The organism is Microbulbifer salipaludis, assembly GCF_017303155.1.
Taxonomy (GTDB): domain Bacteria; phylum Pseudomonadota; class Gammaproteobacteria; order Pseudomonadales; family Cellvibrionaceae; genus Microbulbifer; species Microbulbifer salipaludis.
The window spans coordinates 582,269-606,882 of the sequence record NZ_JAEKJR010000002.1 but is presented as its reverse complement, the minus strand read 5'-3'; the positions used below and the strand labels follow the sequence as shown (position 1 = coordinate 606,882).

Sequence of the window (24,614 nt, the reverse complement as noted above, 5' to 3'; positions counted from 1 at the left end):
CGTAACACTACTTAAACTCAAGCTTCCGCCCCTGGCAATGCAACACCCCTTCACGTTCGGCAACATCTACACTTCCCATATAGAGACTTCCGAACAACCGGCTTGAGGTCACAGACACATCGCCTGCAGCGTTGATAAGCAAGTTTAGATCTTTGCCCATGTAGGAACGACGCCATACCGACCCAATCAATTCCGTCCGCCCCCCTTTTGGGTAAAACCAGTGGGCGCAGTCTTGCTCGAAGCGACTGAAGAGCGCATCGTAACGATTCACAGCCTGTGAGTATTCTGCAAGCGCCTCTTCAGGAGCAGGCATGAGCTTACACTTTGCGAGATACACACTTTCCTGGCCGCGCGAATACAACCTTCTACTTTCACATGTGTCTATATTGATAAGCAAGCCGAGTGAGAGAAAATCTTTTCGATTAATACGAGCCCAAGACTCGATAACTTGCGACTGAGTCTTACCTGCCAGATCAGAGGAAACACCCAAAGCATATGTCGCCCCCCTAAACTCATCGAGACTCTCATTCACGTATTCGGAAAACGCGCCCTCCAGAGGAAAATTATATTGCCCAGCTATGTTGAGCATCCGACTCCCTATGGGCATTTCTGAATAGTACGACGCCAAGGTGAGCTTCTCACTGGTTACAATTAACGCCGGCTCAGCGAAAAATGGATCATTGTCATCGAGCCTGAGAACAGAGCCACCCCAATCCAGTCTGTTCCACCCAATCTCACCGGATGACAGTACAGGCACGGATTGCAGAAGAAATGCACACACCAGTGCAACATATCGGTATCGGTGCTTGAAGAGCTGGACGACCAGCCCTACGAGCAGCGGCCCCATCAGAAGAAACAGAGGCATTCCGTAGCGACCGTTAAATGAGGTGAAGGCCCAAATAACATAGGCGACGAAGAAATAGACAACCAGCACCACACTCAATCGCCCCCGGGAAAGTTTCCGAGAAAATCCCAGGCAAACTAACAAACCGACTACCATCGCCAACTTGAAATCAGGCGCGATGGTTTCTGTGTAAATCCACCCTTCAGGAGTGGCCAGCAAAATAGGGCTGACCAGTAGGCCCATCATGCCCCCCAGTGTAAATCTATCTACCGCGATAGATTCCTGGGGAAAAAATGGGGATTCGAACAACGTATTGAAGAATGGAAAAAGAGGACTCTGGTAGTTTTCCCAAAGACCAATATAGATCCAACCAGCCGCCAGTAAGAACCCCAGCAAGCCAAACACTGCAAAAACAGCAGAGCCCAAAACAAACCGGACCAGACCGTCACGTGACAACAGCAGTATTGCGGAGGCAAAAACAAATGGAATGAGCACCAGTTTCATACCCAGTGCCGCGCCCAGAGCAACGCCAGCGACACCCAGCCGCCAAAGCCTAAATTCTATCCGGTTTAGCAAAAGCAACAGCACGCTTAGCAGTACCGGGATTGATAGACTCAAGTCAACAAACGTTGACCCGATTTGCTGCAGCACTACGAGCGAGAACAAGCCAAGCATTGCCGCAATAATACTCAGGCACACCCTATCTCTCCGTGCCTCGACATAACTCAACGTGACGTAGGAAATCGCAAAAAGAAGATAAAAGTTTGCCGACTGAATAACAGCAATACCACACGCCACAACCAACGCACTATCGAACACCCTTGATAGCGCATATGCCGGGAACATCGGGATTGGATTGAGGTACGACTGGACACTAGCGGGGAAGTAATTCCCAAACAACTCTCCCCGAAGAGCCGCCTCTGGCAAGTAAAAGTGGTAATTGAGCAAGTCCCAATTAAAGTCTTGCCCCCAGGACACTGCAATAAATATGAATGCGAGTACCGGCAAAAACCATGCAATCAGAGCGATAGCACCACCAGTGCATTCGACCGGAGAAAAAGGTAACCTGAACATCTTCATCATTGCGTGAGAGCCACGGTGGGGCAAAACTGCACTAAAACCCACTTACGCAGCAGCCCTCCCGACACCAGACCTAAATACTGTGTTAGATAGTAGATATACAATCAAAGAAGACAGCAAGTTCGTTACGCCTAGGAAAAGCAACAAACTTGCAGGAATAACAATGGAGAACAACGAGCCATATTCAAGTTCTCCAAAACCGGCACCCCACCACTGATGCAGCGAATATGCTGAAAGGCCACCGCCAAATAGAGTGAACGCGCCACCCGTTAATAGATTCGCCTTGGCTAGCCTCTCCGGGCACACCCGTTTTTCAGAGGCGCCAACACTGAAAGATATATATGCGACGATATTTGAGAATTGCACAAGCTGCCCCCCCAAGGAGACGATGCACATGGCAAAGATAAGCGTGTTAGCTCCGAAGACCACCCCGAAGGGTCCCCACTGCAACATCAATGTTGACACAATTAATGCCATCCCGAGTGCAATTGCCGCCCAACCCGGCACTCCCAGCATCCATCCTGGCGAATGCATCAATAAGAAGCGGAGATGCCGCCAACCATCGCGCCAGGTCCGCAGGTGGGGCTTGCGATCTCTTTTGTCCGGCCGCAAAACCGTCGGGATTTCACGAATTACCAGGTTTTTCTTTGCAGCCTTTACGATCATCTCACTCGCAAACTCCATCCCCGGACAATCCAAGCCAAGCCCGAGAATCTTTTCGCGGTTAAAACCGCGCAATCCACAGTGGAAATCACCAATTTTAATTTTATAGAAAAGACGTCCGAGGTAGCTCAAGACCGGGTTGCCCAGATATCGATGCAAAAACGGCATGGCGCCAGGCTCAATACCACCTTGAAACCGATTTCCACAAACCAGATCGGCACCACCTTTCAAGGTATCCAGGAACCCTTCCAGACTGCCAAAGTCGTAACTGCAGTCGGCATCGCCCATGATCACATACTGGCCACGTGCTGCTTCGATACCAGCCATTAATGCTGCCCCATAGCCGCGCTTGGCAACACTAATCACCCTGGCGCCGTAGCTCAGTGCAATTTCTTTAGAACGATCAGACGAACCGTTATCGGCTATAACAATTTCACCATCAATACCAAGTGCCTGAAGGCTGCTGTAGGCATCTTCGATACACTCGGCAAGCGTACGCTCCTCATTCAAGCAAGGCATCAGTATGGTAAGAGTCAGCACTTCGTCTTCGCCAACGGCTCTCGACGAAGAATTCGTACTTGAGACCAGCTTACTCTCGCCAGCATTCGACACCTCGGCTTCAAGTACTTCATGCCATACATTCATGGGAACACCTATTGTTTCTCTTTCACCGGCGAGTCAGAAGTATTCGCCCAACAAAAAAAGCCCCACGAGTGGGGCTTTTTGCGTACAACCTTTTCGATATCGAGTTACACGACTTAGAAGTTACCGCGGCAGGAGCCCGGCAGGTACTTCGGATCAACGGAAGTACCGTCAGTATCCAGACCACAGCGCCAGCCGTAAACAACTGCACCAACGTTAGCGTTTGTGAGAGCTGTGGTAGGGTCGGTCATTGGGACCATAGTAACATCACCGGTAACACCCGGGATATTCTGTACAGTTATGGTTACCTTACCGGCAGCATCGGTGGCAATTTGAGATACATACTTTGTGGTGGCACCAGAAGTTTCACAGCCCCACTCGTTTGCCGCTGGCAAAGTGGTCCCCACGGCAGACTGGACAACTTCAGTGATGGTTGTACGACATGCACTACCAGCCAGAATCACTTCAGACATCTTCGCGCGCTTGGTGTAATCCTGATAAGCCGGCAGCGCGACTGCTGCCAGAATACCGATGATCGCGACCACGATCATCAATTCAATAAGAGTAAAGCCCTGTTGCTTTTTCATTGTAACCGTCTCCATACAGACTGTTGTTGTTAGGCGAAATCCCGTGAGGAAGTCGGCAGTTACGATACCGGTAATGAGGCAAAACGCGCAAGCGCGAAAATGGACTGTAACCCCCTGCCATCAATTGGCTACACGCCAGATCGTTCAAATTCTATACAAGGCCGTACACTTTTCAACCTTCCCTCAGTACGCGGTGACGGAAATTGTCAGGTTCGACAAAGGCCTAGAGCCCCTGAAATAGCATTCTCTCCTCGAGTTAAACCCTTTCTCCAGCGGGGTTTACTAAACCAAGGATCGGATCTTGGGCTCTGGCATGTCCATGGCACCCCATTGGATAGAAGGTATCCAGTTCACAGGATGCAGTAAACACTCATCAGGGCCATTGGCGGCCGGGGGGTTATTCGATATATTGAGGCAATATGCTGGTTACAAAATCCGCTTTGTAAACCGGCACTTAAGAACAAAATTTAAACAAAAATCACACGTTCAATTCCCTGACTAACGGTCCTCCATGAGTAGCACCCCACTAAGCGGCCTGGCCAAGCGGCTGGTTTCTGACAAAGCCATTGACGAAGCCACAGCGCAATCCGCTCTGAAAGCGGCCAAACGCGAAGGTCAAACTTTTGCCCAGCACGCGGTGGAAGCCAAGCTGGTCAAAAGCCGGGAGCTAGCTAACATTGCATCCGTTGCTTTTGGCACCCCGCTGTTTGACCTCTCCAGCTACAACTTCGACCTGCTCCCTAAAGATGTCGTCGATGAAAAATTGATCAGCAAGCATTTCGCATTGCCACTGTACAAACGCGGCAATCGCTTGTTTGTAGCTGTGGCGGACCCGACCAACCTCGCTGGGCTTGATGAGATCAATTTCAACACCGGTCTCAATACCGACGCGGTACTGGTAGAAACCGAGAAGCTTTCGAAAGCTATCGAAAGCTATCTATCCAATAGCGGAGATATGAGTGGTGGCCTGGAGGGGCTGGATGACGAAGACTTGGATAGCCTCGATGTGGAAGGGGGGGAATCCAAGCGAGAGGACGACAACGATCCCGGCGGCGACGAAGCCCCAGTGGTGCGTTTTGTAAACAAGGTGCTACTGGACGCCATCCGCACCGGTGCGTCAGACATCCATTTCGAACCCTACGAAAAGCTGTATCGAGTTCGTCTTCGCACCGATGGCGTACTGCATGAGGTAGCCCGCCCACCAATCCAGCTGGCCACCCGAATTTCCGCGCGGCTGAAAGTGATGTCCAAGATGGATATCTCCGAGCGCCGGGTACCTCAGGACGGCCGTATCAAGATGAAGCTGTCCAAAACCAAAGCCATTGATTTCCGGGTAAACAGCCTGCCTACCCTGTGGGGCGAAAAGATCGTTCTGCGGATTCTGGACCCCTCCTCTGCCAAGCTGGGCATCGATGCTCTGGGTTACGAGGAAGAGCAGAAGAAAATCTACATGGATGCGCTGGCCCAGCCGCAGGGCATGATCCTGGTCACCGGGCCTACCGGCTCCGGCAAGACAGTCTCGCTGTATACCGGCCTGAATATCCTGAATACCGCAGAGCGCAATATTTCCACCGCAGAAGACCCAGTAGAGATCAACCTGGAGGGTATCAACCAGGTTAACGTCTCTAATAAGGTAGGGCTGAACTTCGCCGAGGCACTGCGCTCCTTCCTGCGACAGGACCCGGATATTGTGATGGTGGGGGAGATCCGAGACCTGGAAACGGCCGAAATTGCGATCAAGGCAGCGCAAACCGGTCACCTGGTGCTTTCGACTCTACACACCAACTCGGCACCTGAGACCCTGACACGCCTCATGAATATGGGGGTCCCGACCTTCAACATCGCCACGTCGGTCAGTGTGATCATTGCCCAGCGCCTTGCGCGGCGGTTGTGCGGTGAATGTAAAAAGCCAGCACAACTGCCGGAAGAAGTCCTGAAGGAAGAGGGCTTCGATGCGGTGACGATTCCCCAGAGCGAGTGGAAAATCTATCAGCCTGTCGGCTGTGAACACTGCTCCAAGGGCTACAAGGGGCGTGTAGGTGTGTATGAAGTAGTTCGCATCACTGATGGAATTTCGCGCATTATAATGGAGGGAGGGAACTCCATTCAGATCGCCGACCAGGCAAGGAAAGAAGGCTTCAACAATTTGCGCACCTCAGCGTTGCGCAAGGTAGTTATGGGGGTTACCAGCCTCGAAGAAGCTAACCGAGTGACGAATGATTAACCCATAAGGTGGTGCACGAAGCAAAAGCTTAAACGTCTCCAACCGAATTTTGAAATCTAAACTATCTAGTCAACACAACTTCGCCTTTAAGAGTAACGGGAATAACAAGATGGCCAACGCCGCAGTAGCGACCGCTTATATATTTAAGGGTTTGGATGCCAAGGGCAATAAGGTTGAGGGGGAAATTAGCGGAACGAGCCCAGCTCTAATTAAGGCGCAGCTCCGTCGCCAGGGCATCATCGCAAATAAAGTCCAGAAAAAGCCCAAGCCACTGTTTGGCGGTAGCAAGAAGGTAAAGCCCGGCGACATTGCCATTTTCACTCGCCAGATGGCCACAATGATGAAAGCCGGTGTTCCGCTGGTGCAAAGTTTCGAGATTGTCGCGGATGGCTTGGACAACGCCGGTCTCAAGGAGCTTGTATATAAAATAAGAGACGATGTAGCCTCAGGCACCGCGTTTGCTGATGCCCTACGCAAGCATCCTATCTACTTTGACGACCTTTTTTGTAACTTGGTGGCATCCGGTGAGCAGTCTGGCGCCCTGGAAACGATGCTAGAGCGTATTGCCACCTATAAAGAAAAGACAGAATCACTAAAGGCAAAGATCAAAAAGGCAATGACCTACCCCATAGCTGTACTGGTTGTCGCAGTAGTAGTTACAGCTATTTTGCTTGTGAAAGTTGTCCCTCAGTTCGCCGAAACCTTTTCCAGCTTTGGTGCAGAACTCCCCGCGTTCACATTATTTGTGATGCGTATCTCTGAGTGGATGCAGGCCAACTGGTTTTTTGCATTATTAGCGTTGATCGTGGGGATTGGTGGAACACTGGAAGTAAAAAAGCGCAATAAAAAGGTCGCGAATTTTTTCGATAAATTGATGCTTAAGCTACCCATTTTGGGGCAAATCACATACAACTCGATTGCCGCGCGCTATGCCCGCACACTCTCCACAACGTTCGCCGCCGGTGTCCCTCTCATCGACGCACTGAAGTCTGTCGCCGGGGCAACCGGCAACGTGGTTTACGAAGAGGCCACCCTGAAAATTCGCGATTCCGTCGCCACCGGTATCCCGCTGAATGGCGCCATGCGCTCTTCAGGTCTGTACCCCACTATGCTGGTACAGATGGCGGCTATTGGCGAGGAATCTGGCGCACTGGATGAGATGCTCGCAAAAGCGGCCGATTTCTATGAGGAGGCCGTGGACAATATGGTGGACAACCTGACTACCCTGCTAGAACCCATGATCATGGCAGTGCTGGGCATTTTGGTAGGTGGCCTGATGATTGCCATGTACCTGCCCATCTTCCAGCTCGGCAACGTGGTATAAGTCGACCAACATGTACGATTATTTGATTGCCCACCCAGCGCTGCTAATAAGCAGCGCTTTTATTTTAGGCCTACTTATCGGCAGCTTCCTCAACGTGGTCATCCACCGCCTGCCCATCATGATGGAGCGGGAATACCAGCGGGATTTTTACAGTTACTTTGAGAAAACGCCTTCCGCCGAAGACCAGAAAGCGCTAGCGCAAACCTACAATCTGGTGCTGCCCCACTCCCATTGCCCCAAGTGCGAGACAGAGATCAAGCCCTGGCAGAACATCCCGGTTATCAGCTACTTGCTGCTGCGGGGTAAATGCGGCAACTGCGATGCCCCCATATCCAAACGCTACCCGCTGGTGGAACTCGCTACCGGTATTCTTACCGCTGTTGTGGTGTGGCAGCTGGGCTTTACCTGGCAGGCGCTCGCGGGGGTGTTGTTTACCTGGGCGTTGATTGCGCTTACCGGGATTGATTTCGACAAGCAGCTGCTGCCCGACAATATCACCCTGCCCCTGCTGTGGGCCGGCCTGCTGATCAACCTGTGGGGCGTGTTTGCGCCACTGCAGGATGCGGTGATCGGCGCGATTGCCGGGTATCTGGCGCTGTGGAGTGTGTTCCATATCTTCAAGCTGGTAACCGGCAAGGAAGGTATGGGGGCGGGAGACTTCAAGATTCTTGCGGCCATCGGTGCCTGGTTTGGCTGGCAGGTACTTCCGCTGGTGATTCTGCTGTCGGCCGCAGTGGGTGCGCTGGTGGGTATTCTGTGGACGCTGATTTCCGGGCGGGACAAGAACCTGCCCATCGCCTTCGGCCCCTATCTCGCCGGCGCTGCCTGGATCGCCATGCTGTGGGGCGAGCAGATCATGGGGTGGTATTTTCGTATCTCTGGGCTGAGTAGCTAAGCCGTGTTTACCGTCGGCCTTACCGGTGGCATCGGCAGCGGCAAATCCGCTGCGGCGGCGCGGTTTCGGCACCACGGGGTGAACGTGGTGGATGCAGACTTGGCGGCCCGTGTTGTGGTGCAGCCGGGTCGGCCGGCACTGGTGGCCATTGCCGAGCACTTCGGTGCCGGTGTGATGCAGGCCGATGGATCACTGGACCGGGCGGCGCTGCGCAAGCTGGTGTTTGATCACCCGGAAGAACGACGCTGGCTGGAACAGCTGACTCATCCTCTCATTCGCGAAGAAATAATTTCCTCTCTCGCGGCGAGCGCCAGCACCCATACTGCGCCCTACGCCATTCTTGAATCCCCGCTGCTGATCGAAACCAGTCAGTCTGAGCTGGTGCAGCGCGTGTGTGTGGTGGATATCCCGGAAGCATTACAACTGCAGCGGGCCAGTGCGCGGGATGCCAACTCAGTGGAGCAAATCCGCAATATCATGGCCGCACAACTGCCGCGCGCGGAGCGGTGTGCAAAGGCCGACGATATTCTGGATAATAGCGGCTCGCTGGAGTTTCTTAATGCGCAAGTCGACGCGCTTCACCAGAAATACGTGCAACTGGCCACGCAAACCTGATAGCTGTTTATTTATGTCTGACCGCCCTACTGTCGCCTGCCCCACCTGTAAAAAACCAATCGAGTGGACCCCGGAAAACCGCCACCGCCCGTTCTGCTGTGAGCGTTGCAAGCTCATCGACCTGGGCGAATGGGCCAGCGAGGGCCACAAGATTCCGGGGCAACCGGTTTTTGACGATGTAATGAGCGAAGACCTGGACCCCACCAAGACCCGCCACTGATCCGCCACTGATCCGCCACTGATCCGCCACTGATCCGCCACCGAGCTTTAGCGGTCTGCCAGCCACAGCCGCGCTTTCAGCCCCAACTTGGACGTCATCCCCGACGTGACCGCACTTACCTTGCCCTCGGAATCCACAATCGCGATCGAGGGGGTTACCTGCAGGCCCCAGCTATTACTGAGTGCGCCGGACGGGTCGTTGATGGTGCGGAACTTCAGGCTGTGTTGTTGCTGATAGGTGGCCACCTCTTCCGGGGTGCCGGATTGCAGGGCGATGGTGATGACCTGGTGCTCACTGGCTAAATCGGAAACCGCCGGAGACACCACGCGGCAATACCCACACCAGGTGGCCCAGAAGTAGATCAGTACCGGGCCTTGCTGGGTCATTTTCTGCAGGCTGACGGGCAGGCCATTGATGTCCGGGGCCAGCAGTTCCGGCGCCTGCCCCTTGGGCATATTGCGGCTGTGGTACCAAGACACAGAACTGACGATGATGGCCGCCAGCACGACAAATTTTGCCAGAGACCAGACGGCACTTTTTATCTTCATTTTTCTTCTCCGGTAGTCTCTCTTTCAATAGGTAGCGGGCTCAGCCCCACCACCTGTATTGCGCCGTCTTGATAACGCCACTGCAAGTTAAACCCGCACAGCGCCATGCCGTAAATCCGTTGTGGATCGGGCTGCTGGTAGGCGGGCTTTGGATCCTGCGCGAGCACCTGGGTAATTAATGCTACGAGATCGGTGCCCCAATCGTCACGGTAGCCCCGGGCAACCTGCGTAATTGCCTGGGGAATATGCACGGCGGTAGCCGGTGGCGCGGACTCGGCCAGTTCACTGACCGCATCGGGAACGCTATCGGCATAGGGAATGTAGGGTTTGATATCGAGAATCGGCGTGCCCTGTAACAGGTCGGCACCGGCAACGATTAACTCTACCTTGGGGTGCGTGCGCACTTCGATCAGGCGCACCACTGACAGGCCGATATTATTGGGGCGAAATGGCGAGCGAGTGGCGAATACGCCGAGTTTTTTATTGCCACCGAGACGCGGTGGGCGCACCTTGGAGGACCACTGGCCCGCGACCTGGTGAAATTGCCAGGTGAGCCACAGGTGACTGTGCTGTTCGAGCCCGCTAACCGCCTCCGGATCATCGTACGGTGGCAGCAGTTCGATGGCCGCGCGGCTGGCATCCGCCAGCAGGGGCTGCCGGGGGATGCCGAACTTTTCGGTGAAGCAGGAACGGGTGGTGGCGATTGGGGTTATCTGCATGTCTCTTGTGTAGATGCGCTGCGCTTATCTACCCTACGAAAGTGCGGTATTTGTAGGGGGGATAAGCGTAGCGCATCCACCAATGATCAGATACCACCCATGCACAGGTATTTGATTTCCAGGTAATCGTCCAGGCCGTACTTGGATCCTTCGCGGCCAGTGCCGGATTCCTTGATACCGCCGAAGGGGGCCATTTCATTGGAAATGATGCCTTCGTTGATACCCACCATGCCGTACTCCAGGCCCTCGGCCACGCGCCAGATACGGCCGATATCACGGGAGTAGAAATAGGAGGCCAGGCCGAACTCGGTGTCGTTGGCCATGCGGATGGCTTCTTCTTCACTGGAAAATTTGTACAGCGGCGCGACGGGGCCGAAAATTTCTTCCTTGAACAGCTTCATGGTGTCGTCCACACCAGACAGCACCGTGGGGGTAAAGAAGCACTCACCCATGTCGCTGGGGCCACCGTCGTTCAGGTTTTTCGCCCCTTTACTCACGGCGTCTTCCACCAGCGCTTTCACATCCTCTACCGCACCGGCATTGATCATGGGGCCGACCTCCACACCCTCTTGGGTGCCATCCCCCATCTTCAGGGCACTGACCGCGGCGGTAAATTTCTTGGCAAACTCCTCGTACACACCTTCCTGTACAAAGATGCGGTTGGCGCACACACAGGTTTGCCCGGCGTTGCGGTATTTGCAGATGATGGCGCCCTTCACGGCTTCGTCGAGGTCGGCATCGTCGAACACGATAAACGGCGCATTGCCACCGAGTTCCATTGAGGTTTTCTTGATGGTCTCGGCGCACTGGGCCTGCAATTTTTTGCCCACGGCGGTGGAGCCGGTAAAAGTAAATTTGCGCACCAACGGGTTGCCGGTCATCTCGGCGCCGATTTCCCGCGAGCTTTTACCCGCAACGACGTTGAACACCCCTTTGGGAACGCCGGCTTTTTCCGCGAGCACGGCCAGTGCCAGGGCAGATAGTGGCGTTTCCGAGGCGGGCTTGGCCACGAAGGTACAGCCTGCGGCCAGCGCTGGGGCAACTTTGCGCGCGATCATGGCGCTGGGGAAGTTCCACGGGGTAATGGAGGCGGTCACACCTACCGGCTGTTTGACCACAACAATACGCTTGTCTTTGCTGGGCGGTGCGATGACGTCGCCGTAGGCGCGTTTGGCTTCTTCGCTAAACCATTCCAGGTAGTTGGCGCCGTAGGTGATTTCGGTTTTCGCTTCCGCCAGGGGCTTGCCCTGCTCGACAGTGAGGATGGCGGCAAGGTCGTCGACGTTGTCGATAATCAGGTTGTACCAGTCGCGCAGTATTTTCGCGCGCTGTTTTACCGTGAGGTCGCGCCAGGCAGGCCAGGCTTCGTTGGCGGCTTCAATAGCGCGACGGGTTTCATCGGCGCCACAGGAGGCAATGGTAGCGACGACTTCGCCATTGGCCGGGTTGATAACGTCCAGGGTGTTGCCGGAGTCCGCATCCAGCCATTGGCCGTTGATGTAGGATTGTTTGCGTAGGAGATCGGGGTTTTTAAGGTTTATCACGGGGGCTCCTTGTGCGTTGGTTCGCGTGCTGGCAGGGTCCTACAGTTGGTGGATGCGCTTTGCTTATCCACCCTACGGGTTGGGTAGTTTGGTTTTTGTAGGGTGGATAAGCCGAAGGCGCATCCACCATGGAGTTCCCGCAAGTTTAGTCTTGCGCGGAATTCTCTGCCCTTAGCTTAAGGGTATTGCGGCGCCCCGGCGCCGCTTCAACCCTCAACGTTATTTTTTCTTCTTCACGAACTTCATCAGGCGGCGTTTCTTGGCCTTCTGGCGATCGCTGAGTTTATTTTTCTTGCCCGCGTAAGGGTTATCGCCGGTGCGGAATTCGATTTTTACCGGGGTGCCGTGCAGGTCCAGGGCCTTGCGGTAAGTTTTTTCCAGATAACGCACGTAGTGGTTGGGCACCTGCGCGGTCTGGTTGCCGTGAATCACAATCACCGGGGGGTTCTGACCACCGGCGTGCGCATAGCGCAGCTTGATTCGGTGACCGTTGACCAGCGGCGGTTGGTGCTCACTCACCGCCCACTGCAGAATTCGCGTGAGGTGATTGGTAGAGAGCTTGTCCGTGGCTGACTGATAGGCATCTTCGATGGACTTGTACAGGTTACCCACGCCGGTGCCGTGCAGCGCGGAGATAAAGTGAATATCCGCGAAGTCCACGAAGCGCAGACGGCGTTCCAGTTCGGTTTTTACGAAGTCGCGGTGGTCCGGGTCGAGACCGTCCCATTTGTTGAGGGCGACCACCAGTGCGCGGCCGGCCTGGATCACGCTGCCCATAAGGTGCATGTCCTGATCCACCAGACCTTCGCTGGCGTCGATCACCAGTACCACCACATTGGCGTCTTCCACCGCCTGCAGGGTTTTGACGATGGAGAACTTCTCCACCGATTCCTTGACGTTTTTACGGCGACGGATACCGGCGGTATCGATGATGGTGTAGGGCTTTTCGTCGCGGGTGTAGTTGATATACACGCTGTCACGAGTGGTGCCGGGCTGGTCGAAGACCACCACACGGTCTTCCCCCAGCAGGCGGTTGACGAGGGTGGACTTGCCCACGTTGGGGCGCCCGACGATACCGATCTTGATACCGGTGGCCTCTTCCTGCGCTTCCTCTTCTGCGGGCTCCGGCAAGCCTTCCACCAGTCGTTCCATCAGGGCGCGCACACCGCGGCCGTGGGTGGCGGTGGTGGGAAACAGCTCGCCAATGCCCAGTTCGTAGAACGGTGCCAGGGCGATGTCCGGGTTGACGCCGTCTACCTTGTTGGCCACCAGGATGGTGGGTTTGGAGCGGGTGCGCAGGCGCTCGGCAATCATGTCGTCGGCGGGGGTGAGGCCGGCGCGGCAGTCCACCAGAAACAGGACGAAGTCCGCTTCCTCAATGGCCTGCATGGATTGCTGGGCCATGGCCGCATCGATGCCTTCTTCGTCGCCGCTGATGCCACCGGTGTCCACCAGGATCATTTTGTGGCCTTCGAACTCCGCTTCGCCATACTTGCGGTCACGGGTGAGGCCGGCGTAGTTGGCCACGAGGGCGTCGCGGCTTTTGGTGAGCCGGTTAAACAGGGTGGATTTACCCACATTGGGGCGCCCTACCAGGGCAATTACAGGCAACATAATCGGATCTTCTCGGGGCAAAACAGTTTTGCCAGAAATACGAACGCCCGCAGGAGTGCGGGCGGTTCAGGTTCGCCTGCAAGCAGGCGCCTCAGGCGGGTTCGAAAACCCGCCAAAATAAACTCGGGGTTTAGCGCTCCAGGCGCAGTGCCACCAGCTCGCCGTCGTCCGACAGGGCAAACAGCAGGTCGCCATCCGCGAGCAGCGGGATACGCACCGGGTCGCGATCGATACGGGTACGCCCCACAAAGCGGCCGGTGGACGGATCCAGCGCGTGGACATAGCCCTCCAGGTCGCCAACCACCACCACATCGCCGAAATAGGCCGGCCCACTCAGCTCGCGACGCAGTAATTCACTGTTGGTCCATTGCACCTGCCCATTACCCACATTGTAGGCGTGGACACTGCCATCGGCGCCGCTCAGGAACACCTGGCCGGCACCCACGGCCACACCGTGGTTGGTTGAGGCGTCACGCGCCCACAGGCCGCGGCCGTCATCCCGCGACAGGGCAACGGCGCGCCCCTGATAGCTGGCGGCGAATACCAGCTCACCGCGTACCAGCGGGGTGCCGTCGACATCCACCACACGATCCAGCTCGGCAGTGCCTTGCGGGATGGCCACGCGCTGCTCCCAGCGGGTGAGGCCATCAGACACGCTCAGTGCAATCACCTTGCCGTTATCCAGGCCGGCAAACACCATACCGGCAGAAATCACCGGGCTGGCGGTGCCGCGCAGGGTCAGCACCGGCAACGCGGTGTTGTGGCGCCACTGTTGCTCACCGGAACTGGCATCCAGGCCCAGCAGTTTGCCGTCGACCGTCTGTACCACCACCATGCCGGACCCTACCGCCGGGGTGGCGACGACTTCACCACCCAGCTGGCTGGTCCAGAGCTGGCTGCCATCCTGCAGGTTGAGGGCGACAATACGGCCACGGTAATCCGCCACCACGGCCATACCCAGGCCGACGCCGACACCGCCACTGATGGACTGGTCGATATCCACTTTCCACAGGCGCTTGCCGCTGGCGCGATCAAACGCGAATACATTGCCCTCACTGTTGGCGGCAATTACCTTGCCGTCGATGATGCCGGGCTTGAGCATCGCGTAGCGCAGGGCATCGATGTCACCGATATTCTGCGACCACGCTTCACGCAGCTGGACGGTTTCGGTGATCTCCGTGAGTTTTACCGGATCCGTATCTTCCTTTTCATCGTTGGAAGCGCAGGCACTGATGACCGCGGCCAGGGCCACGGCGGCCACCCGGTTCAGCACCTTGCCCGCACTCGCGCGCACGCCTGTGTAAGTCCCTATCATTGCGCGTCCTTCTCCGTTGCTGCTTCGCTATCTGCTTCGGCTTCCCCGGCATCGTCGGCGCTTTCGCCTTCGGCCTTAGGCGCTTCACCCAGCCCTTCAATTTTCAGGTCCAGCAAGCGGGAACCGGCCGCTTGCTCCGGGAGCAGCTGCGCGCGGGCTTCCTGGTATGCGGCGCGGGCGGCGTCTTTGTCGCCCTGCTGCAGCAGGATGTCACCGCGGGTTTCCGCGTACAGCGCGGCAAAGGCCGGCGGCACACTACCCTGCACCAGTTCCAGCGCTTCCTTGGTCTCACCGCGTGCGGCCTTGACCGACGCCAGGCGACGCTTGGCGACGAGTTTGAGGGCATCGTCGTTGCTGTTATCCAGCACCCACTGCAGCTCCTTCGCCGCAGCTTCGAGATCGTTCTTTTCGACCGCCATGGCGGCCAGCTGCAGCGATGCCTGGGCGGCGTAGATGCGCTTGTTGTAGTCGTCTTTCAGTTCGCGCGCCAGGGACTGGGCGGTGGTGAGCTGCTTGTTATCCGGCTTGCCTTCATTGGCAGATACCGCCTCGACAAAGCCCTGATAGACGTTGGAGGCCGCTTCGGCGTCGCCGCGCTCCTTTGCCTGCCACCACTGCCAGCCGAAGTAACCGGCCAGCGCCAGCACGATACCGGTGACGATGCCGGTGCCGTTTTCTTTCCACCAGCGCTTGAGCGACTCAATCTGTTCTTCTTCGGTCAAATGGTCAGCCATTTCTTATTCGCCTTATTCTCTAAATCCAATTCGTAGTTCGGTCTTGAAGTGCCTGCGTACGAGCGCAGGCGGCCGGCGTTTCACGCCTGTAAAATTTTCGCCAATTCAGCCACGGCCACGGTTTGCTGCTCCGTGTCGGCGCGCAGGGATTTCACGGTCACCTGCCCCGCCGCGGCTTCGTCTTCGCCGATGATCAGGGCGTAGTCCGCATTGCTCTTGTCGGCCTTCTTCATCTGGCTCTTGAAGCTGCCACCACCACAGTGGGTTTGCAACCGCAGCCAAGGCAATTCGGTGCGCAGTTGTTCCGCCGCCGCCAGGGCAGCGGATTGTACATCACCCACGGCCACCAGATATGCATCGACCTGCTGATCCAGGGCGTCGGGCAGAACTTCCAGGGTTTCCAGCAACAGCACCAGGCGCTCAACGCCAAGGCCAAAGCCCACGGCTGGGGTCGGCTTGCCACCCATCTGCTCCACCAGGCCGTCGTAGCGGCCACCGGCACACACGGTACCCTGGGCGCCGAGGCTGTCGGTTACCCACTCGAAAACCGTCTTGCCATAGTAGTCGAGGCCACGCACCAGGCGCGGATTTACCTCGTAGGCTACGCCGGCGGCATCCAGGAAGGCCCGCAGCTGGTCAAAGTGTGCACGGGATTCCTCGTCGAGGAAGTCCAGTAGACAAGGCGCGTCCGCCAGCAGTTCCTGAGTCTGGGCATTTTTGCTGTCCAGAATGCGCAGCGGGTTGCGCTCCAGGCGGCGCTGGCTGTCTTCGTCGAGCTGGTCCTTGCGTGCAGACAGGTATTCCACCAGCGCTTCGCGGAACGCGGCGCGGCTATCGCTGTTGCCCAAGGAGTTCAACTGCAGGGAAACATGCTCGGATACCCCCAGCTGCTTCCACAGGCGCGCGGTCATCATCAGGATTTCGGCGTCGATATCCGGCCCTTCAATGCCGAACACCTCGACACCAAACTGGTGGAACTGGCGCAGACGCCCCTTCTGTGGGCGCTCGTAGCGGAACATGGGGCCGAAATACCACAGGCGCTGGGGCTGGATCAGCAGGTTGTTCTGAACCGCTGCGCGCACCGTGCCGGCGGTGCCTTCCGGACGCAGGGTGACGCTGTCACCGCTCTTATCGTCGAAGGTGTACATTTCCTTTTCGACGATATCCGTTGCCTCGCCTACGGCGCGGGCAAACAGCTGTGTGGCCTCCAGCAGTGGCGTGCGGATTTCACTGTACCCGTAACGGGCGAAGAGTTCGCTGAGGGTGCTTTCCACGTATTGCCACACCGGGGACTGGGTGGGCAGCAGGTCGTTCATGCCGCGGATGGCGCGAAGTTGTTTCAACGGAAGTCCTTAACGTCTGATTATTGGTGAATGGGCTTTGTCCACCCACCGGGGTCGACTCAATCGATGGTTTCTTTGGCGATGATGCTGGCTTCCTGCGCCGCCTTGGCCGCGGCCTTTTCGCGAATCAGTTTTTCCAGGTCATCCACCAGGTGGTCATTGGTGAACTTGCGGTCTGGCTTGCCATCCACATAAATGGCGTGGCTCGGGGTGCCGCCGGCGAGACCGATATCCGCCTCTTTCGCCTCACCCGGGCCGTTGACGATACAACCGATCACCGCCACATCCAGCGGTGTGGTGATGTCTTCCAGACGGGTTTCCAGTTCGTTCATGGTTTTCACCACATCGAAGTTCTGGCGAGAGCAGCTGGGACAGGCAATAAAGTTGATGCCCTTGGTGCGCAGGCGCAGGCTCTTGAGCAGGTCCCAGCCGACTTTTACTTCTTCCACCGGGTCGGCGGCGAGGGATACCCGCAGGGTGTCACCGATGCCGTCCAGCAGCAGCGCACCGAGACCAATCGCCGATTTCACGGTACCGGCGCGCAGGCCGCCCGCCTCGGTAATCCCCAGGTGCAGCGGCTGCTCAATCTGGCTGGCCAGCTTGCGGTAGGCGGCGGTGGCCATAAAGATGTCCGAGGCCTTTACGCTCACCTTGAAGTCCTGAAAGTTCAGGCTGTCGAGAATATCCACATGGCGCAGAGCGGACTCCACCAGCGCATCCGGGGTGGGCTCACCGTATTTTTTCTGCAGGTCTTTTTCCAGGGAGCCGGCGTTGACCCCAATGCGGATCGGGATATTCAGGTCCCGCGCCTTGTCGACCACCGCGCGAATGCGCTTCTCACGGCCAATATTGCCCGGGTTGATGCGCAGGCAATCGACACCCAGGTCGGCCACACGCAGGGCGATGCGGTAGTCAAAGTGGATATCCGCCACCAACGGTACGTTCACCTGCTTCTTGATCTCACCGAAGGCCTCGGCCGCCTCCATCGAGGGGACCGATACCCGCACGATGTCCGCACCGGCGCTTTCCAGCCGCTGGATCTGCCCCACGGTGGCGGCCACATCGCAGGTCTCGGTATTGGTCATGCTCTGCACCGAAATCGGTGCGCCGCCACCCACTGGCACATTGCCCACCATGATCTGGCGCGATACGCGGCGAACTATGGGTGACTCGAATTGCATAAACAGCACCTGTATTGGCTTTTGAGCAAGAAAGACGATGACCAAAAATTGGGGGGGATTATAGATAGATTGGGCGCAAAGCTACAGGGCACCGCCGAAATCTCGTGCGCGTGCGGCAGGCGCACATGCACGGGGATTCAGCAGTACCCGACCCAAGGCATGGTGCCTGGTTAGCCGCCCACGGTCAGCTTGCGGGTGCGACGGTTACCGAGGGGCGCGCTATCCACTACCTCGCCCGCATAGCGGACGGTGGTGGCCGCAGCGTTGCCCAGCATCAGGCTGAACGGCGCCTCACCCTTGAGCTCCACCTCGGAGCCCGCCGCTTGCAGGGTAGCCAGCAGCTTGTTGCCTGCCGCATCGGTCACTTCCACCCAGGATTCCTCACTGAATGAAAGCGCGAGTGCCGAAGTTTGTGCAGGGATTGCAGCCTGCGCCTCCTGATGGGCCTGCGTCGGTTCCGCCGTCGCTTGCTGCAGCGAAGGCGCTTCGACGGGCTGAGACACTTGCGCCAGCGTGGTCTCTTCCACTCGCTGGGGTTGCACAGTGGGTTCAGGCTGTTCAGCAAGCTCAAGCTGCTCAGAGGGCTGAGGCTCTCGTGCTGGCTGCGGCGCTTGCGCAGTCAGAGGCTCCCGGCCTGCAGACTCCGCGTCATCACCAAGGGTTTCGGCCAGCTGAGCGTCGGTTTCCGGCGCGAAGTCCTCGGCCATCTCTACGTCGGGACTCGGCGCGGCGGCAACCGCGAAATCCTGGGCCCCGAGCGTCGTATCGGATGGTGCGACGGCCGCGAGATCGGCCTCCGCTGACACTGCTGATGTGCCCTGCTGCCCCATCCACCAGTAACCACCCGCCGCGGCCATCGCGACTACTAGCAGCAGCGGACCAAAGCCGGAGCCACCGCCGGCCACCGCGCCGCCCCCCATCACCGGCCCCTTGGGGACTACGGCCGCACGTGGCGCTTCCGCCGGTGCCTGCCTGGCGAAGGCCGCCAGCACCGGCGTCTCGTCTGCGCCCAGCTCTTTGCAAATATTGCGGATATAACCGCGAACGTAGGTACTGCCCGGGAAGTGCTCCAGCGCATCCTGTTCCAATGCCTCAAGCTTGTCTGCGGTCATGCACAGGCGGCGCGCCAGCTCGTCTGCGGTCAGGCCGGCCTGCTCGCGGGCAGCGCGCAGCTGCTCGCCGAGGGTCGCGGTCTGCGCCTCTACCTCTGCCTCTGGGGCCACTGGGGTTTGCGCCTGTTCGGGGGTCGAATTACTACTGCTCATTTTCGGCCATCGTCTGCTGGTACTTCAGCGTTTCTGCTGAGTAGGGAAAGAGGTTTTTCAGTGCCAGGGCGTAACTCTTTTCCTTGTCCCGATTACCGAAGATTTTTTCAATGCGAATCCCCAGCCACAGGGATTGCGGAACCTGGCGATTTTTTTCGCTGTAGCGATCCAGATATTGCTTTGCCTGCGCGTAATCCTGCTGCTCAAACTTCAGCTCGGCCAGCTCCAACAGCGCTACCGGCAGGTCTCTGCTCAACGCCAGAGCCTTCTTGAATGCGCGCTCGGCGCCTTCCAGTTCATGCAAGCGCAATTCCGCGCGGCCGAGATTGGCCAGGGCGTAGGAACGGCGGTTGTAGGTCAGGTCTTCCGAGGCGATCAGGAACTGCTCTTTCGCGTCTTCGTAGCGCTCTTGCTGGTACAGGAACACGCCGTAGTTCACCCGCGCCATGGAGAAATCGCGGTCGTAGCGCAGCGCCTTTTTAAAGTGCGACTCCGCCACCGGCAGCTCGCCATCGGCCTGATACAGGAGCGCGAGGCCATGGTGCGCGCGCGGGTCCTTCCTGCCGAGCTCGAGGGCCTGCTGGAAATGATGACGGGCCATCTCGCGGTTGTCGCCACCGCTCTGCAGATAGCGCAAACCGAGCTGAATATGGGTTTCGCGGGCCTTGTCGAGATCGACCTGCTTGCCACCGGGACCAGTGGTCACACAGCCAGCAAGCAGCAGGGATACGAGTAACCCGGCAATGGCTACCGGATTGGAAATTTTTGCTAACACGAGCTTCACCTTGTGGTTATCGGGTGCGTACTACCAGCGCACGCCGGATCCCTTCGGCGGTGCAAGAGTTATGCTTGGGGGCTGACGATCCTCACCGGGCGCTCGGCGTTGCGATAGCGCTCGGAGCGGCGTGTGCGGTCATTCACCTGACCGGCCAGCTGGCCACAGGCCGCGGCAATATCATCCCCACGGGTGGTACGCACGGTTACGGTATAGCCTTTGTCCAACAAAATCTGTTGAAAACGTCGCAAAGCGTTATTGCTGACCCGCTGATAGTCGGACAGCTCAAACGGATTGAAGGGTATCAGATTTATCTTCACCGGCACATCGCGCAGCAGCTCGGCCAGCTGTTCTGCGTGCTCCGGGCGATCGTTCACTTCCCGGATCATGGTGTACTCGATGGTCATCTTGCGATGATTGTCCGGCATGTTCTCGATATAGCGCTTGGCGCTGTCGAGCAGCATGGCGATGGGGTACTTCTTGTTGATCGGCACCAGCACATTGCGCAGCTCGTCGTTAGGCGCGTGCAGGGAAATGGCCAGGCTCACATCGGTCACCTCAGCCAGGCGATCCAGGGCCGGCACCACACCGGAAGTACTCAGGGTTACCCGACGCTTGGAGATGCCGTAGGCATTGTCTTCCATCATCAGGTTCATGGCATCGACCACGTTGTCGAAATTGAGCAGGGGCTCGCCCATGCCCATCATCACCACGTTGGTTACTTTGCGCGGCCCGTTGGGCTGCAACTGCCCGAACGACTTACACGCGATCCACACCTGACCAATGATCTCGGCGGCGGTCAGGTCGCGGTTGAAACCCTGTTTACCGGTGGCGCAGAAGCTGCAATCCAGCGAGCAGCCCACCTGGGAGGACACACACAGGGTGCCGCGGTCACCATCGGGGATATACACGGTCTCGATCACATTGCCGCCGGCGACTTCGATCAGCCACTTGCGGGTGCCATCGGCAGAGTCCATCTGCTTGAGGACCTTGGGGGCGCGCACTTCGGAGATTTCTGCCAGCTTGGCACGCATGGCCTTGCTGACATTGGTCATTTGCTCGAAATCGTCCACGCCGTTCTGGTGAATCCACTTCAGTACCTGCACCGCACGGAAGCGCTTTTCGCCCAAACCGGCAAAGAAGTCCGCGAGCTTGTCCACAGACAGGCCCAGCAGGTTCACTTTTTCCGCTTGATGGGTTTCGGCTTGTACGGTTTGTACGTCGGTCATGGGTTCACCTTGCACCGGGGGTGCGAATAGGAGTTACGCGGCAGGAGCCCGCCGGGCGGGCTCCCACGTCGTCTATTGCGAGACAGCAGCAATTAACGTGCGCAGATTTCTTCGTCAGAGAAGAAGTAGCTCACTTCGCGCTCGGCGGAAGCGGCAGAGTCAGAGCCGTGTACCGCGTTGGCGTCGATGCTGTCGGCAAAGTCAGCGCGGATGGTGCCGGCGTCGGCTTCTTTCGGGTTGGTAGCGCCCATCAGGTCGCGGTTGGCCAGGATGGCGTTTTCGCCTTCCAGAACCTGTACAACAACCGGGCCGGAAGTCATGAATTCAACCAGATCCTTGAAGAAAGGACGCTCTTTGTGCTCGGCGTAGAAGCCTTCAGCCTTTTCCTGAGACAGCTGAACCATTTTCATGGCAACGATGCGCAGACCGGCTTTCTCGAAGCGGCTCTCGATTTCGCCGATCACGTTCTTGGCTACGGCGTCCGGCTTGATGATGGACAGGGTGCGTTCCAGGGCCATGGTTTTCTCCATTGCTAGCGTTTTAAAAAATTGTGTTTCTTTCAGATACGAAAAGAGCAACCGGAGTTGCTCTTCCCTGAATTCTCTCAACGGGCGAACTGATGATTAATTAACCAATGCAGGTCGCGGAGCGCGGATTATACGCATAGTCGAGTGAAGTTTGTACTAGTGAAGTTCGCACTGAGAATGCGACTATTCGTTCTCTTCGATCCAGGCCGCCTGAATGGCCTCCAGAATCTTCTCGCCGCAGCGATTAGGGTCGTCGTCAAACTCCGGCAGATCCATCACCCACTGGCGCAGATCGACGAAGTTGACCTGCAGCGGGTCGACGTCCGGATGGCGGTCGCAGAGCTCAATGGCAATATCGTGAATGTCCGTCCACTTCATGTTGCTGCCCTCAATGTGTGCTGATTACGTAGCGCTGAATAGGTGTCGTACCGAAAAACCGGCGCGGCTCAGTGGCGCTCGGAAACCTGGTTGATGGTGTACTTGGGAATCTCGACCACCAGGTCTTCCTTATCCACAACCGCCTGGCACGACAGGCGCGATTCGGGCTCCAGGCCCCAGGCTTTGTCCAGCATGTCTTCTTCCAGCTCGTCCGGCTCCCCGAGGGAATCGAACCCCTCGCGCACGATCACATGGCAGGTGGTACAGGCGCAGGACTTCTCACAGGCGTGCTCGATTTCAACGCCGTGCTGCAGTGCCGCATCGCACACGGTGACACCCGGCTCCACTTCGATCACCTTGCCTTCCGGACACAATTCTTCGTGGGGCAGGAAAACTATTTTCGGCATTTTCTCAACTCTCGGTCTTAAACGCCCCGCGGGGCTTGTCGAATGGCCCCTCAGGGCTTGTCGAATTCATCCAGGCTGTGGCCTTGCATGGCGCGTTTGATGGACTTGTCCATGCGGCGCGCGGCATAAGGCTCAGACAGCGTGTTCAGCTCGTCAATGCGGCTGCGAATTTCTTCCGGGGTGCCACCATTGTGGGCCAGGCGCAGCGCCTGCATTGCGCGCTCCAGTGCCCCCAGCTCGCCCTCCGTCAGCAGATCGGCGCCGTCTTCGTTCAGCGCCACCAGCATGGCCTCGAGGGTCCGCTCGGCTTCTACCTGGGCCTCGCGCAAGGCACGCGCGGCGATGTCTTCTTCGGCATTGGCGTAGGAGTCCTGCAGCATGCGGGTGATGTCGGCATCCCCCAGTCCGTAGGACGGTTTGACGGTGATCTCCGCCTGTACACCGCTGCTTTTTTCCATTGCTGTCACCGACAGCAGGCCGTCCGCATCCACCTGGAAGGTTACGCGAATATGCGCCGCACCAGCCACCATCGGCGGAATGCCGCGCAGTTCGAAGCGCGCCAGTGAACGACAGTCCTGCACCAGCTCCCGCTCGCCCTGCACCACGTGAATGGCCATGGCCGTCTGGCCGTCCTTGAAGGTGGTGAACTCCTGAGCCTTGGCGACAGGAATGGTGGTGTTGCGGTGAATCAGTTTTTCGGTGAGACCACCCATGGTCTCGATGCCCAGCGACAGCGGGATCACATCCAGCAACAGCAGGTCTTCACGGGACTTGTTGCCCACCAGCACATCCGCCTGCAGGGCCGCGCCAATGGCGACCACCTGATCCGGGTCGATATCCGCATGGGGTTCGCGACCGAAGAATTCCTGCACTTTTTCGCGCACGCGCAGGGTGCGCGTCGAGCCGCCTACCAGCACCACTTCGGCAATATCTTCCGCGGACAGATCCGCATCGCGCAGGGCACGCTTGCAGGCACGGAGGGTTTTGGCAATCAGCGGATCCAGCAGCTCGGCAAGCTTATCGCGGCTCAGTTCCGCCGACCAGTTGCCGTAATTGACCGCTACGGCTGCCTCGCTTGCCAGCGCCTCTTTGGCGGCGCAGGCGGCATTCAGTAAATTGCGCTGGGCAGAGGCGTCGTGGTCGGTGCCCAGCCCCGCTTCCACCGCGATCCACTCGGCCACGGCGCGGTCAAAATCGTCGCCACCAAGGGCACTGTCACCGCCGGTGGAGAGCACTTCGAAAACACCCTTGGACAGGCGCAGAATGGAAATATCAAAGGTGCCACCACCGAGGTCATACACCGCGATGGTTTTGTCGACCGCGTCGCTGCCCTCTTCAGGCTTGTCGAGACCGTAGGCCACCGCCGCGGCGGTGGGCTCGTTGAGCAGGCGCAGCACTTTGAGGCCCGCGAGCCTAGCCGCATCCTTGGTGGCCTGGCGTTGGGCTTCATCGAAATAGGCAGGCACGGTAATTACCGCACCATCCAGCGGCCCGCCAAGGGACGCGGCACCGCGCTTGGCCAGCACCTTGAGAATCTCCGCAGACACCTGTACCGGGTTGACCGCACCGGCAACGGTTTCGATCGCCGGCATACCTCCATCGTCTTCAGCAAAGTGGTACGGCAGCTGATCGCCGAAGCTCTTGATGTCTGCCAGACCGCGCCCCATGAATCGCTTGACCGAGATCAGGGTGTTGTAGGGGTCTTCACCGGCCGCCGCACGCGCGCCGTAACCCACCTCAACGCCACTTTCGGTATAGCGCACCGCAGAGGGCAGGATCACCCGCCCGTCTTCGGCGGGCAGTGATTCCGCGGAACCACTGCGGACGGTCGCCACCAGCGAGTTGGTGGTGCCCAGGTCGATTCCCACCGCGCGCTTGCGCTGGTGGGGCTCAGGGGTTTGGCCGGGTTCGGAAATCTGCAGTAATGCCATATCGTTTTGT

23 protein-coding genes are annotated in these 24,614 nt (G+C 57.8%); 5 read left to right on the top strand and 18 right to left on the bottom strand.

Annotated elements, in window-relative coordinates; translation table 11 throughout:
* Positions 1–7: 7 nt before the first annotated feature.
* The 3 genes from JF535_RS08225 to JF535_RS08215 all read right to left on the bottom strand — a co-directional run bounded on the left by JF535_RS08225 (position 8) and on the right by JF535_RS08215 (position 3,816).
* Positions 8–1,927, bottom strand: a complete 1,920-nt coding sequence (locus JF535_RS08225) for a DUF2062 domain-containing protein (protein ID WP_207001093.1) — start codon at positions 1,925–1,927, stop codon at positions 8–10.
* A gap of 42 nt (positions 1,928–1,969) precedes the next feature.
* Positions 1,970–3,232: a glycosyltransferase family 2 protein gene (locus JF535_RS08220; RefSeq protein ID WP_207001092.1), complete on the bottom strand. Its 1,263-nt coding sequence runs from the start codon at positions 3,230–3,232 to the stop codon at positions 1,970–1,972.
* A gap of 113 nt (positions 3,233–3,345) precedes the next feature.
* Positions 3,346–3,816 (bottom strand): pilin, encoded by a 471-nt coding sequence (locus JF535_RS08215; RefSeq protein ID WP_207001091.1) that lies wholly within the window; start codon positions 3,814–3,816, stop codon positions 3,346–3,348.
* Between the two features lie 511 nt (positions 3,817–4,327).
* Here JF535_RS08215 and pilB point away from each other — a divergent pair.
* The 5 genes from pilB to yacG all read left to right on the top strand — a co-directional run bounded on the left by pilB (position 4,328) and on the right by yacG (position 9,094).
* On the top strand, positions 4,328–6,040 hold the full coding sequence (pilB, locus tag JF535_RS08210) for a type IV-A pilus assembly ATPase PilB (RefSeq protein WP_207001090.1): 1,713 nt from the start codon (positions 4,328–4,330) through the stop codon (positions 6,038–6,040).
* Positions 6,041–6,149: 109 nt separating this feature from the next.
* Positions 6,150–7,364, top strand: coding sequence for a type II secretion system F family protein (locus JF535_RS08205; protein WP_207001089.1), 1,215 nt, complete (start codon positions 6,150–6,152; stop codon positions 7,362–7,364).
* Between the two features lie 10 nt (positions 7,365–7,374).
* Positions 7,375–8,259 carry a prepilin peptidase gene (locus JF535_RS08200; RefSeq protein ID WP_207001088.1) on the top strand — a complete coding sequence of 295 codons (885 nt, stop codon included), beginning with the start codon at positions 7,375–7,377 and terminating at the stop codon, positions 8,257–8,259.
* A 3-nt stretch (positions 8,260–8,262) separates the two neighbouring features.
* The gene (gene coaE, locus JF535_RS08195; RefSeq protein ID WP_207001087.1) at positions 8,263–8,874 is read left to right on the top strand and encodes a dephospho-CoA kinase; all 612 of its coding nucleotides are present in this window, start codon (positions 8,263–8,265) and stop codon (positions 8,872–8,874) included.
* Positions 8,875–8,887: 13 nt separating this feature from the next.
* Positions 8,888–9,094, top strand: coding sequence for a DNA gyrase inhibitor YacG (gene yacG / locus JF535_RS08190; protein ID WP_066966291.1), 207 nt, complete (start codon positions 8,888–8,890; stop codon positions 9,092–9,094).
* Between the two features lie 47 nt (positions 9,095–9,141).
* Here the strand turns inward: yacG and JF535_RS08185 are convergent, their stop codons facing one another.
* The 15 genes from JF535_RS08185 to hscA form a co-directional block, all read right to left on the bottom strand.
* Positions 9,142–9,642: a protein disulfide oxidoreductase gene (locus tag JF535_RS08185; protein WP_207001086.1), complete on the bottom strand. Its 501-nt coding sequence runs from the start codon at positions 9,640–9,642 to the stop codon at positions 9,142–9,144.
* Positions 9,639–10,361: a tRNA (N6-threonylcarbamoyladenosine(37)-N6)-methyltransferase TrmO gene (gene tsaA, locus JF535_RS08180; RefSeq protein WP_207001085.1), complete on the bottom strand. Its 723-nt coding sequence runs from the start codon at positions 10,359–10,361 to the stop codon at positions 9,639–9,641. The genes JF535_RS08185 and tsaA overlap by 4 nt, the downstream gene beginning before the upstream one ends.
* Before the next feature lie 86 nt (positions 10,362–10,447).
* Positions 10,448–11,905: a succinate-semialdehyde dehydrogenase gene (locus JF535_RS08175; RefSeq protein WP_207001074.1), complete on the bottom strand. Its 1,458-nt coding sequence runs from the start codon at positions 11,903–11,905 to the stop codon at positions 10,448–10,450.
* A gap of 219 nt (positions 11,906–12,124) precedes the next feature.
* Entirely contained in the window at positions 12,125–13,519 is a 1,395-nt protein-coding gene (gene der, locus JF535_RS08170) for a ribosome biogenesis GTPase Der (RefSeq protein WP_207001072.1), read from the bottom strand.
* Positions 13,520–13,649: 130 nt separating this feature from the next.
* Positions 13,650–14,834 carry an outer membrane protein assembly factor BamB gene (gene bamB, locus JF535_RS08165; RefSeq protein WP_207001065.1) on the bottom strand — a complete coding sequence of 395 codons (1,185 nt, stop codon included), beginning with the start codon at positions 14,832–14,834 and terminating at the stop codon, positions 13,650–13,652.
* Positions 14,831–15,568 carry a YfgM family protein gene (locus tag JF535_RS08160; RefSeq protein WP_207001063.1) on the bottom strand — a complete coding sequence of 246 codons (738 nt, stop codon included), beginning with the start codon at positions 15,566–15,568 and terminating at the stop codon, positions 14,831–14,833. The genes bamB and JF535_RS08160 overlap by 4 nt, the downstream gene beginning before the upstream one ends.
* An 80-nt stretch (positions 15,569–15,648) precedes the next feature.
* On the bottom strand, positions 15,649–16,911 hold the full coding sequence (gene hisS / locus JF535_RS08155) for a histidine--tRNA ligase (protein WP_066966312.1): 1,263 nt from the start codon (positions 16,909–16,911) through the stop codon (positions 15,649–15,651).
* A gap of 59 nt (positions 16,912–16,970) precedes the next feature.
* On the bottom strand, positions 16,971–18,092 hold the full coding sequence (gene ispG / locus JF535_RS08150) for a flavodoxin-dependent (E)-4-hydroxy-3-methylbut-2-enyl-diphosphate synthase (protein ID WP_066968155.1): 1,122 nt from the start codon (positions 18,090–18,092) through the stop codon (positions 16,971–16,973).
* A gap of 170 nt (positions 18,093–18,262) precedes the next feature.
* Entirely contained in the window at positions 18,263–19,357 is a 1,095-nt protein-coding gene (locus tag JF535_RS08145; RefSeq protein ID WP_207001061.1) for a RodZ domain-containing protein, read from the bottom strand.
* Positions 19,347–20,132, bottom strand: coding sequence for a type IV pilus biogenesis/stability protein PilW (gene pilW / locus JF535_RS08140; protein ID WP_207001059.1), 786 nt, complete (start codon positions 20,130–20,132; stop codon positions 19,347–19,349). The genes JF535_RS08145 and pilW overlap by 11 nt, the downstream gene beginning before the upstream one ends.
* Positions 20,133–20,200: 68 nt before the next feature.
* Entirely contained in the window at positions 20,201–21,361 is a 1,161-nt protein-coding gene (gene rlmN / locus JF535_RS08135; protein WP_207001050.1) for a dual-specificity RNA methyltransferase RlmN, read from the bottom strand.
* A 92-nt stretch (positions 21,362–21,453) separates the two neighbouring features.
* Positions 21,454–21,879, bottom strand: coding sequence for a nucleoside-diphosphate kinase (gene ndk, locus JF535_RS08130; protein WP_066968158.1), 426 nt, complete (start codon positions 21,877–21,879; stop codon positions 21,454–21,456).
* 192 nt (positions 21,880–22,071) lie between these two features.
* Positions 22,072–22,266, bottom strand: coding sequence for a Fe-S cluster assembly protein IscX (gene iscX / locus JF535_RS08125; RefSeq protein ID WP_207001040.1), 195 nt, complete (start codon positions 22,264–22,266; stop codon positions 22,072–22,074).
* A 68-nt stretch (positions 22,267–22,334) separates the two neighbouring features.
* The gene (gene fdx / locus JF535_RS08120) at positions 22,335–22,673 is read right to left on the bottom strand and encodes an ISC system 2Fe-2S type ferredoxin (RefSeq protein WP_207001039.1); all 339 of its coding nucleotides are present in this window, start codon (positions 22,671–22,673) and stop codon (positions 22,335–22,337) included.
* Between the two features lie 50 nt (positions 22,674–22,723).
* Positions 22,724–24,604: a Fe-S protein assembly chaperone HscA gene (gene hscA, locus JF535_RS08115; protein WP_207001037.1), complete on the bottom strand. Its 1,881-nt coding sequence runs from the start codon at positions 24,602–24,604 to the stop codon at positions 22,724–22,726.
* Positions 24,605–24,614: the final 10 nt, after the last annotated feature.

Excerpts from the sequence above, each read along its gene's own strand:
- JF535_RS08225 (WP_207001093.1), bottom strand. The coding sequence starts at position 1,927 with ATGATGAAGATGTTCAGGTTACCTTTTTCTCCGGTCGAATGCACTGGT.
- JF535_RS08220 (WP_207001092.1), bottom strand. The coding sequence starts at position 3,232 with ATGAATGTATGGCATGAAGTACTTGAAGCCGAGGTGTCGAATGCTGGC.
- JF535_RS08215 (WP_207001091.1), bottom strand. The coding sequence starts at position 3,816 with ATGAAAAAGCAACAGGGCTTTACTCTTATTGAATTGATGATCGTGGTC.
- pilB (WP_207001090.1), top strand. The coding sequence starts at position 4,328 with ATGAGTAGCACCCCACTAAGCGGCCTGGCCAAGCGGCTGGTTTCTGAC.
- JF535_RS08205 (WP_207001089.1), top strand. The coding sequence starts at position 6,150 with ATGGCCAACGCCGCAGTAGCGACCGCTTATATATTTAAGGGTTTGGAT.
- JF535_RS08200 (WP_207001088.1), top strand. The coding sequence starts at position 7,375 with ATGTACGATTATTTGATTGCCCACCCAGCGCTGCTAATAAGCAGCGCT.
- yacG (WP_066966291.1), top strand. The coding sequence starts at position 8,888 with ATGTCTGACCGCCCTACTGTCGCCTGCCCCACCTGTAAAAAACCAATC.
- JF535_RS08185 (WP_207001086.1), bottom strand. The coding sequence starts at position 9,642 with ATGAAGATAAAAAGTGCCGTCTGGTCTCTGGCAAAATTTGTCGTGCTG.
- tsaA (WP_207001085.1), bottom strand. The coding sequence starts at position 10,361 with ATGCAGATAACCCCAATCGCCACCACCCGTTCCTGCTTCACCGAAAAG.
- der (WP_207001072.1), bottom strand. The coding sequence starts at position 13,519 with ATGTTGCCTGTAATTGCCCTGGTAGGGCGCCCCAATGTGGGTAAATCC.
- bamB (WP_207001065.1), bottom strand. The coding sequence starts at position 14,834 with ATGATAGGGACTTACACAGGCGTGCGCGCGAGTGCGGGCAAGGTGCTG.
- JF535_RS08160 (WP_207001063.1), bottom strand. The coding sequence starts at position 15,568 with ATGGCTGACCATTTGACCGAAGAAGAACAGATTGAGTCGCTCAAGCGC.
- ispG (WP_066968155.1), bottom strand. The coding sequence starts at position 18,092 with ATGCAATTCGAGTCACCCATAGTTCGCCGCGTATCGCGCCAGATCATG.
- JF535_RS08145 (WP_207001061.1), bottom strand. The coding sequence starts at position 19,357 with ATGAGCAGTAGTAATTCGACCCCCGAACAGGCGCAAACCCCAGTGGCC.
- rlmN (WP_207001050.1), bottom strand. The coding sequence starts at position 21,361 with ATGACCGACGTACAAACCGTACAAGCCGAAACCCATCAAGCGGAAAAA.
- ndk (WP_066968158.1), bottom strand. The coding sequence starts at position 21,879 with ATGGCCCTGGAACGCACCCTGTCCATCATCAAGCCGGACGCCGTAGCC.
- iscX (WP_207001040.1), bottom strand. The coding sequence starts at position 22,266 with ATGAAGTGGACGGACATTCACGATATTGCCATTGAGCTCTGCGACCGC.
- fdx (WP_207001039.1), bottom strand. The coding sequence starts at position 22,673 with ATGCCGAAAATAGTTTTCCTGCCCCACGAAGAATTGTGTCCGGAAGGC.
- hscA (WP_207001037.1), bottom strand. The coding sequence starts at position 24,604 with ATGGCATTACTGCAGATTTCCGAACCCGGCCAAACCCCTGAGCCCCAC.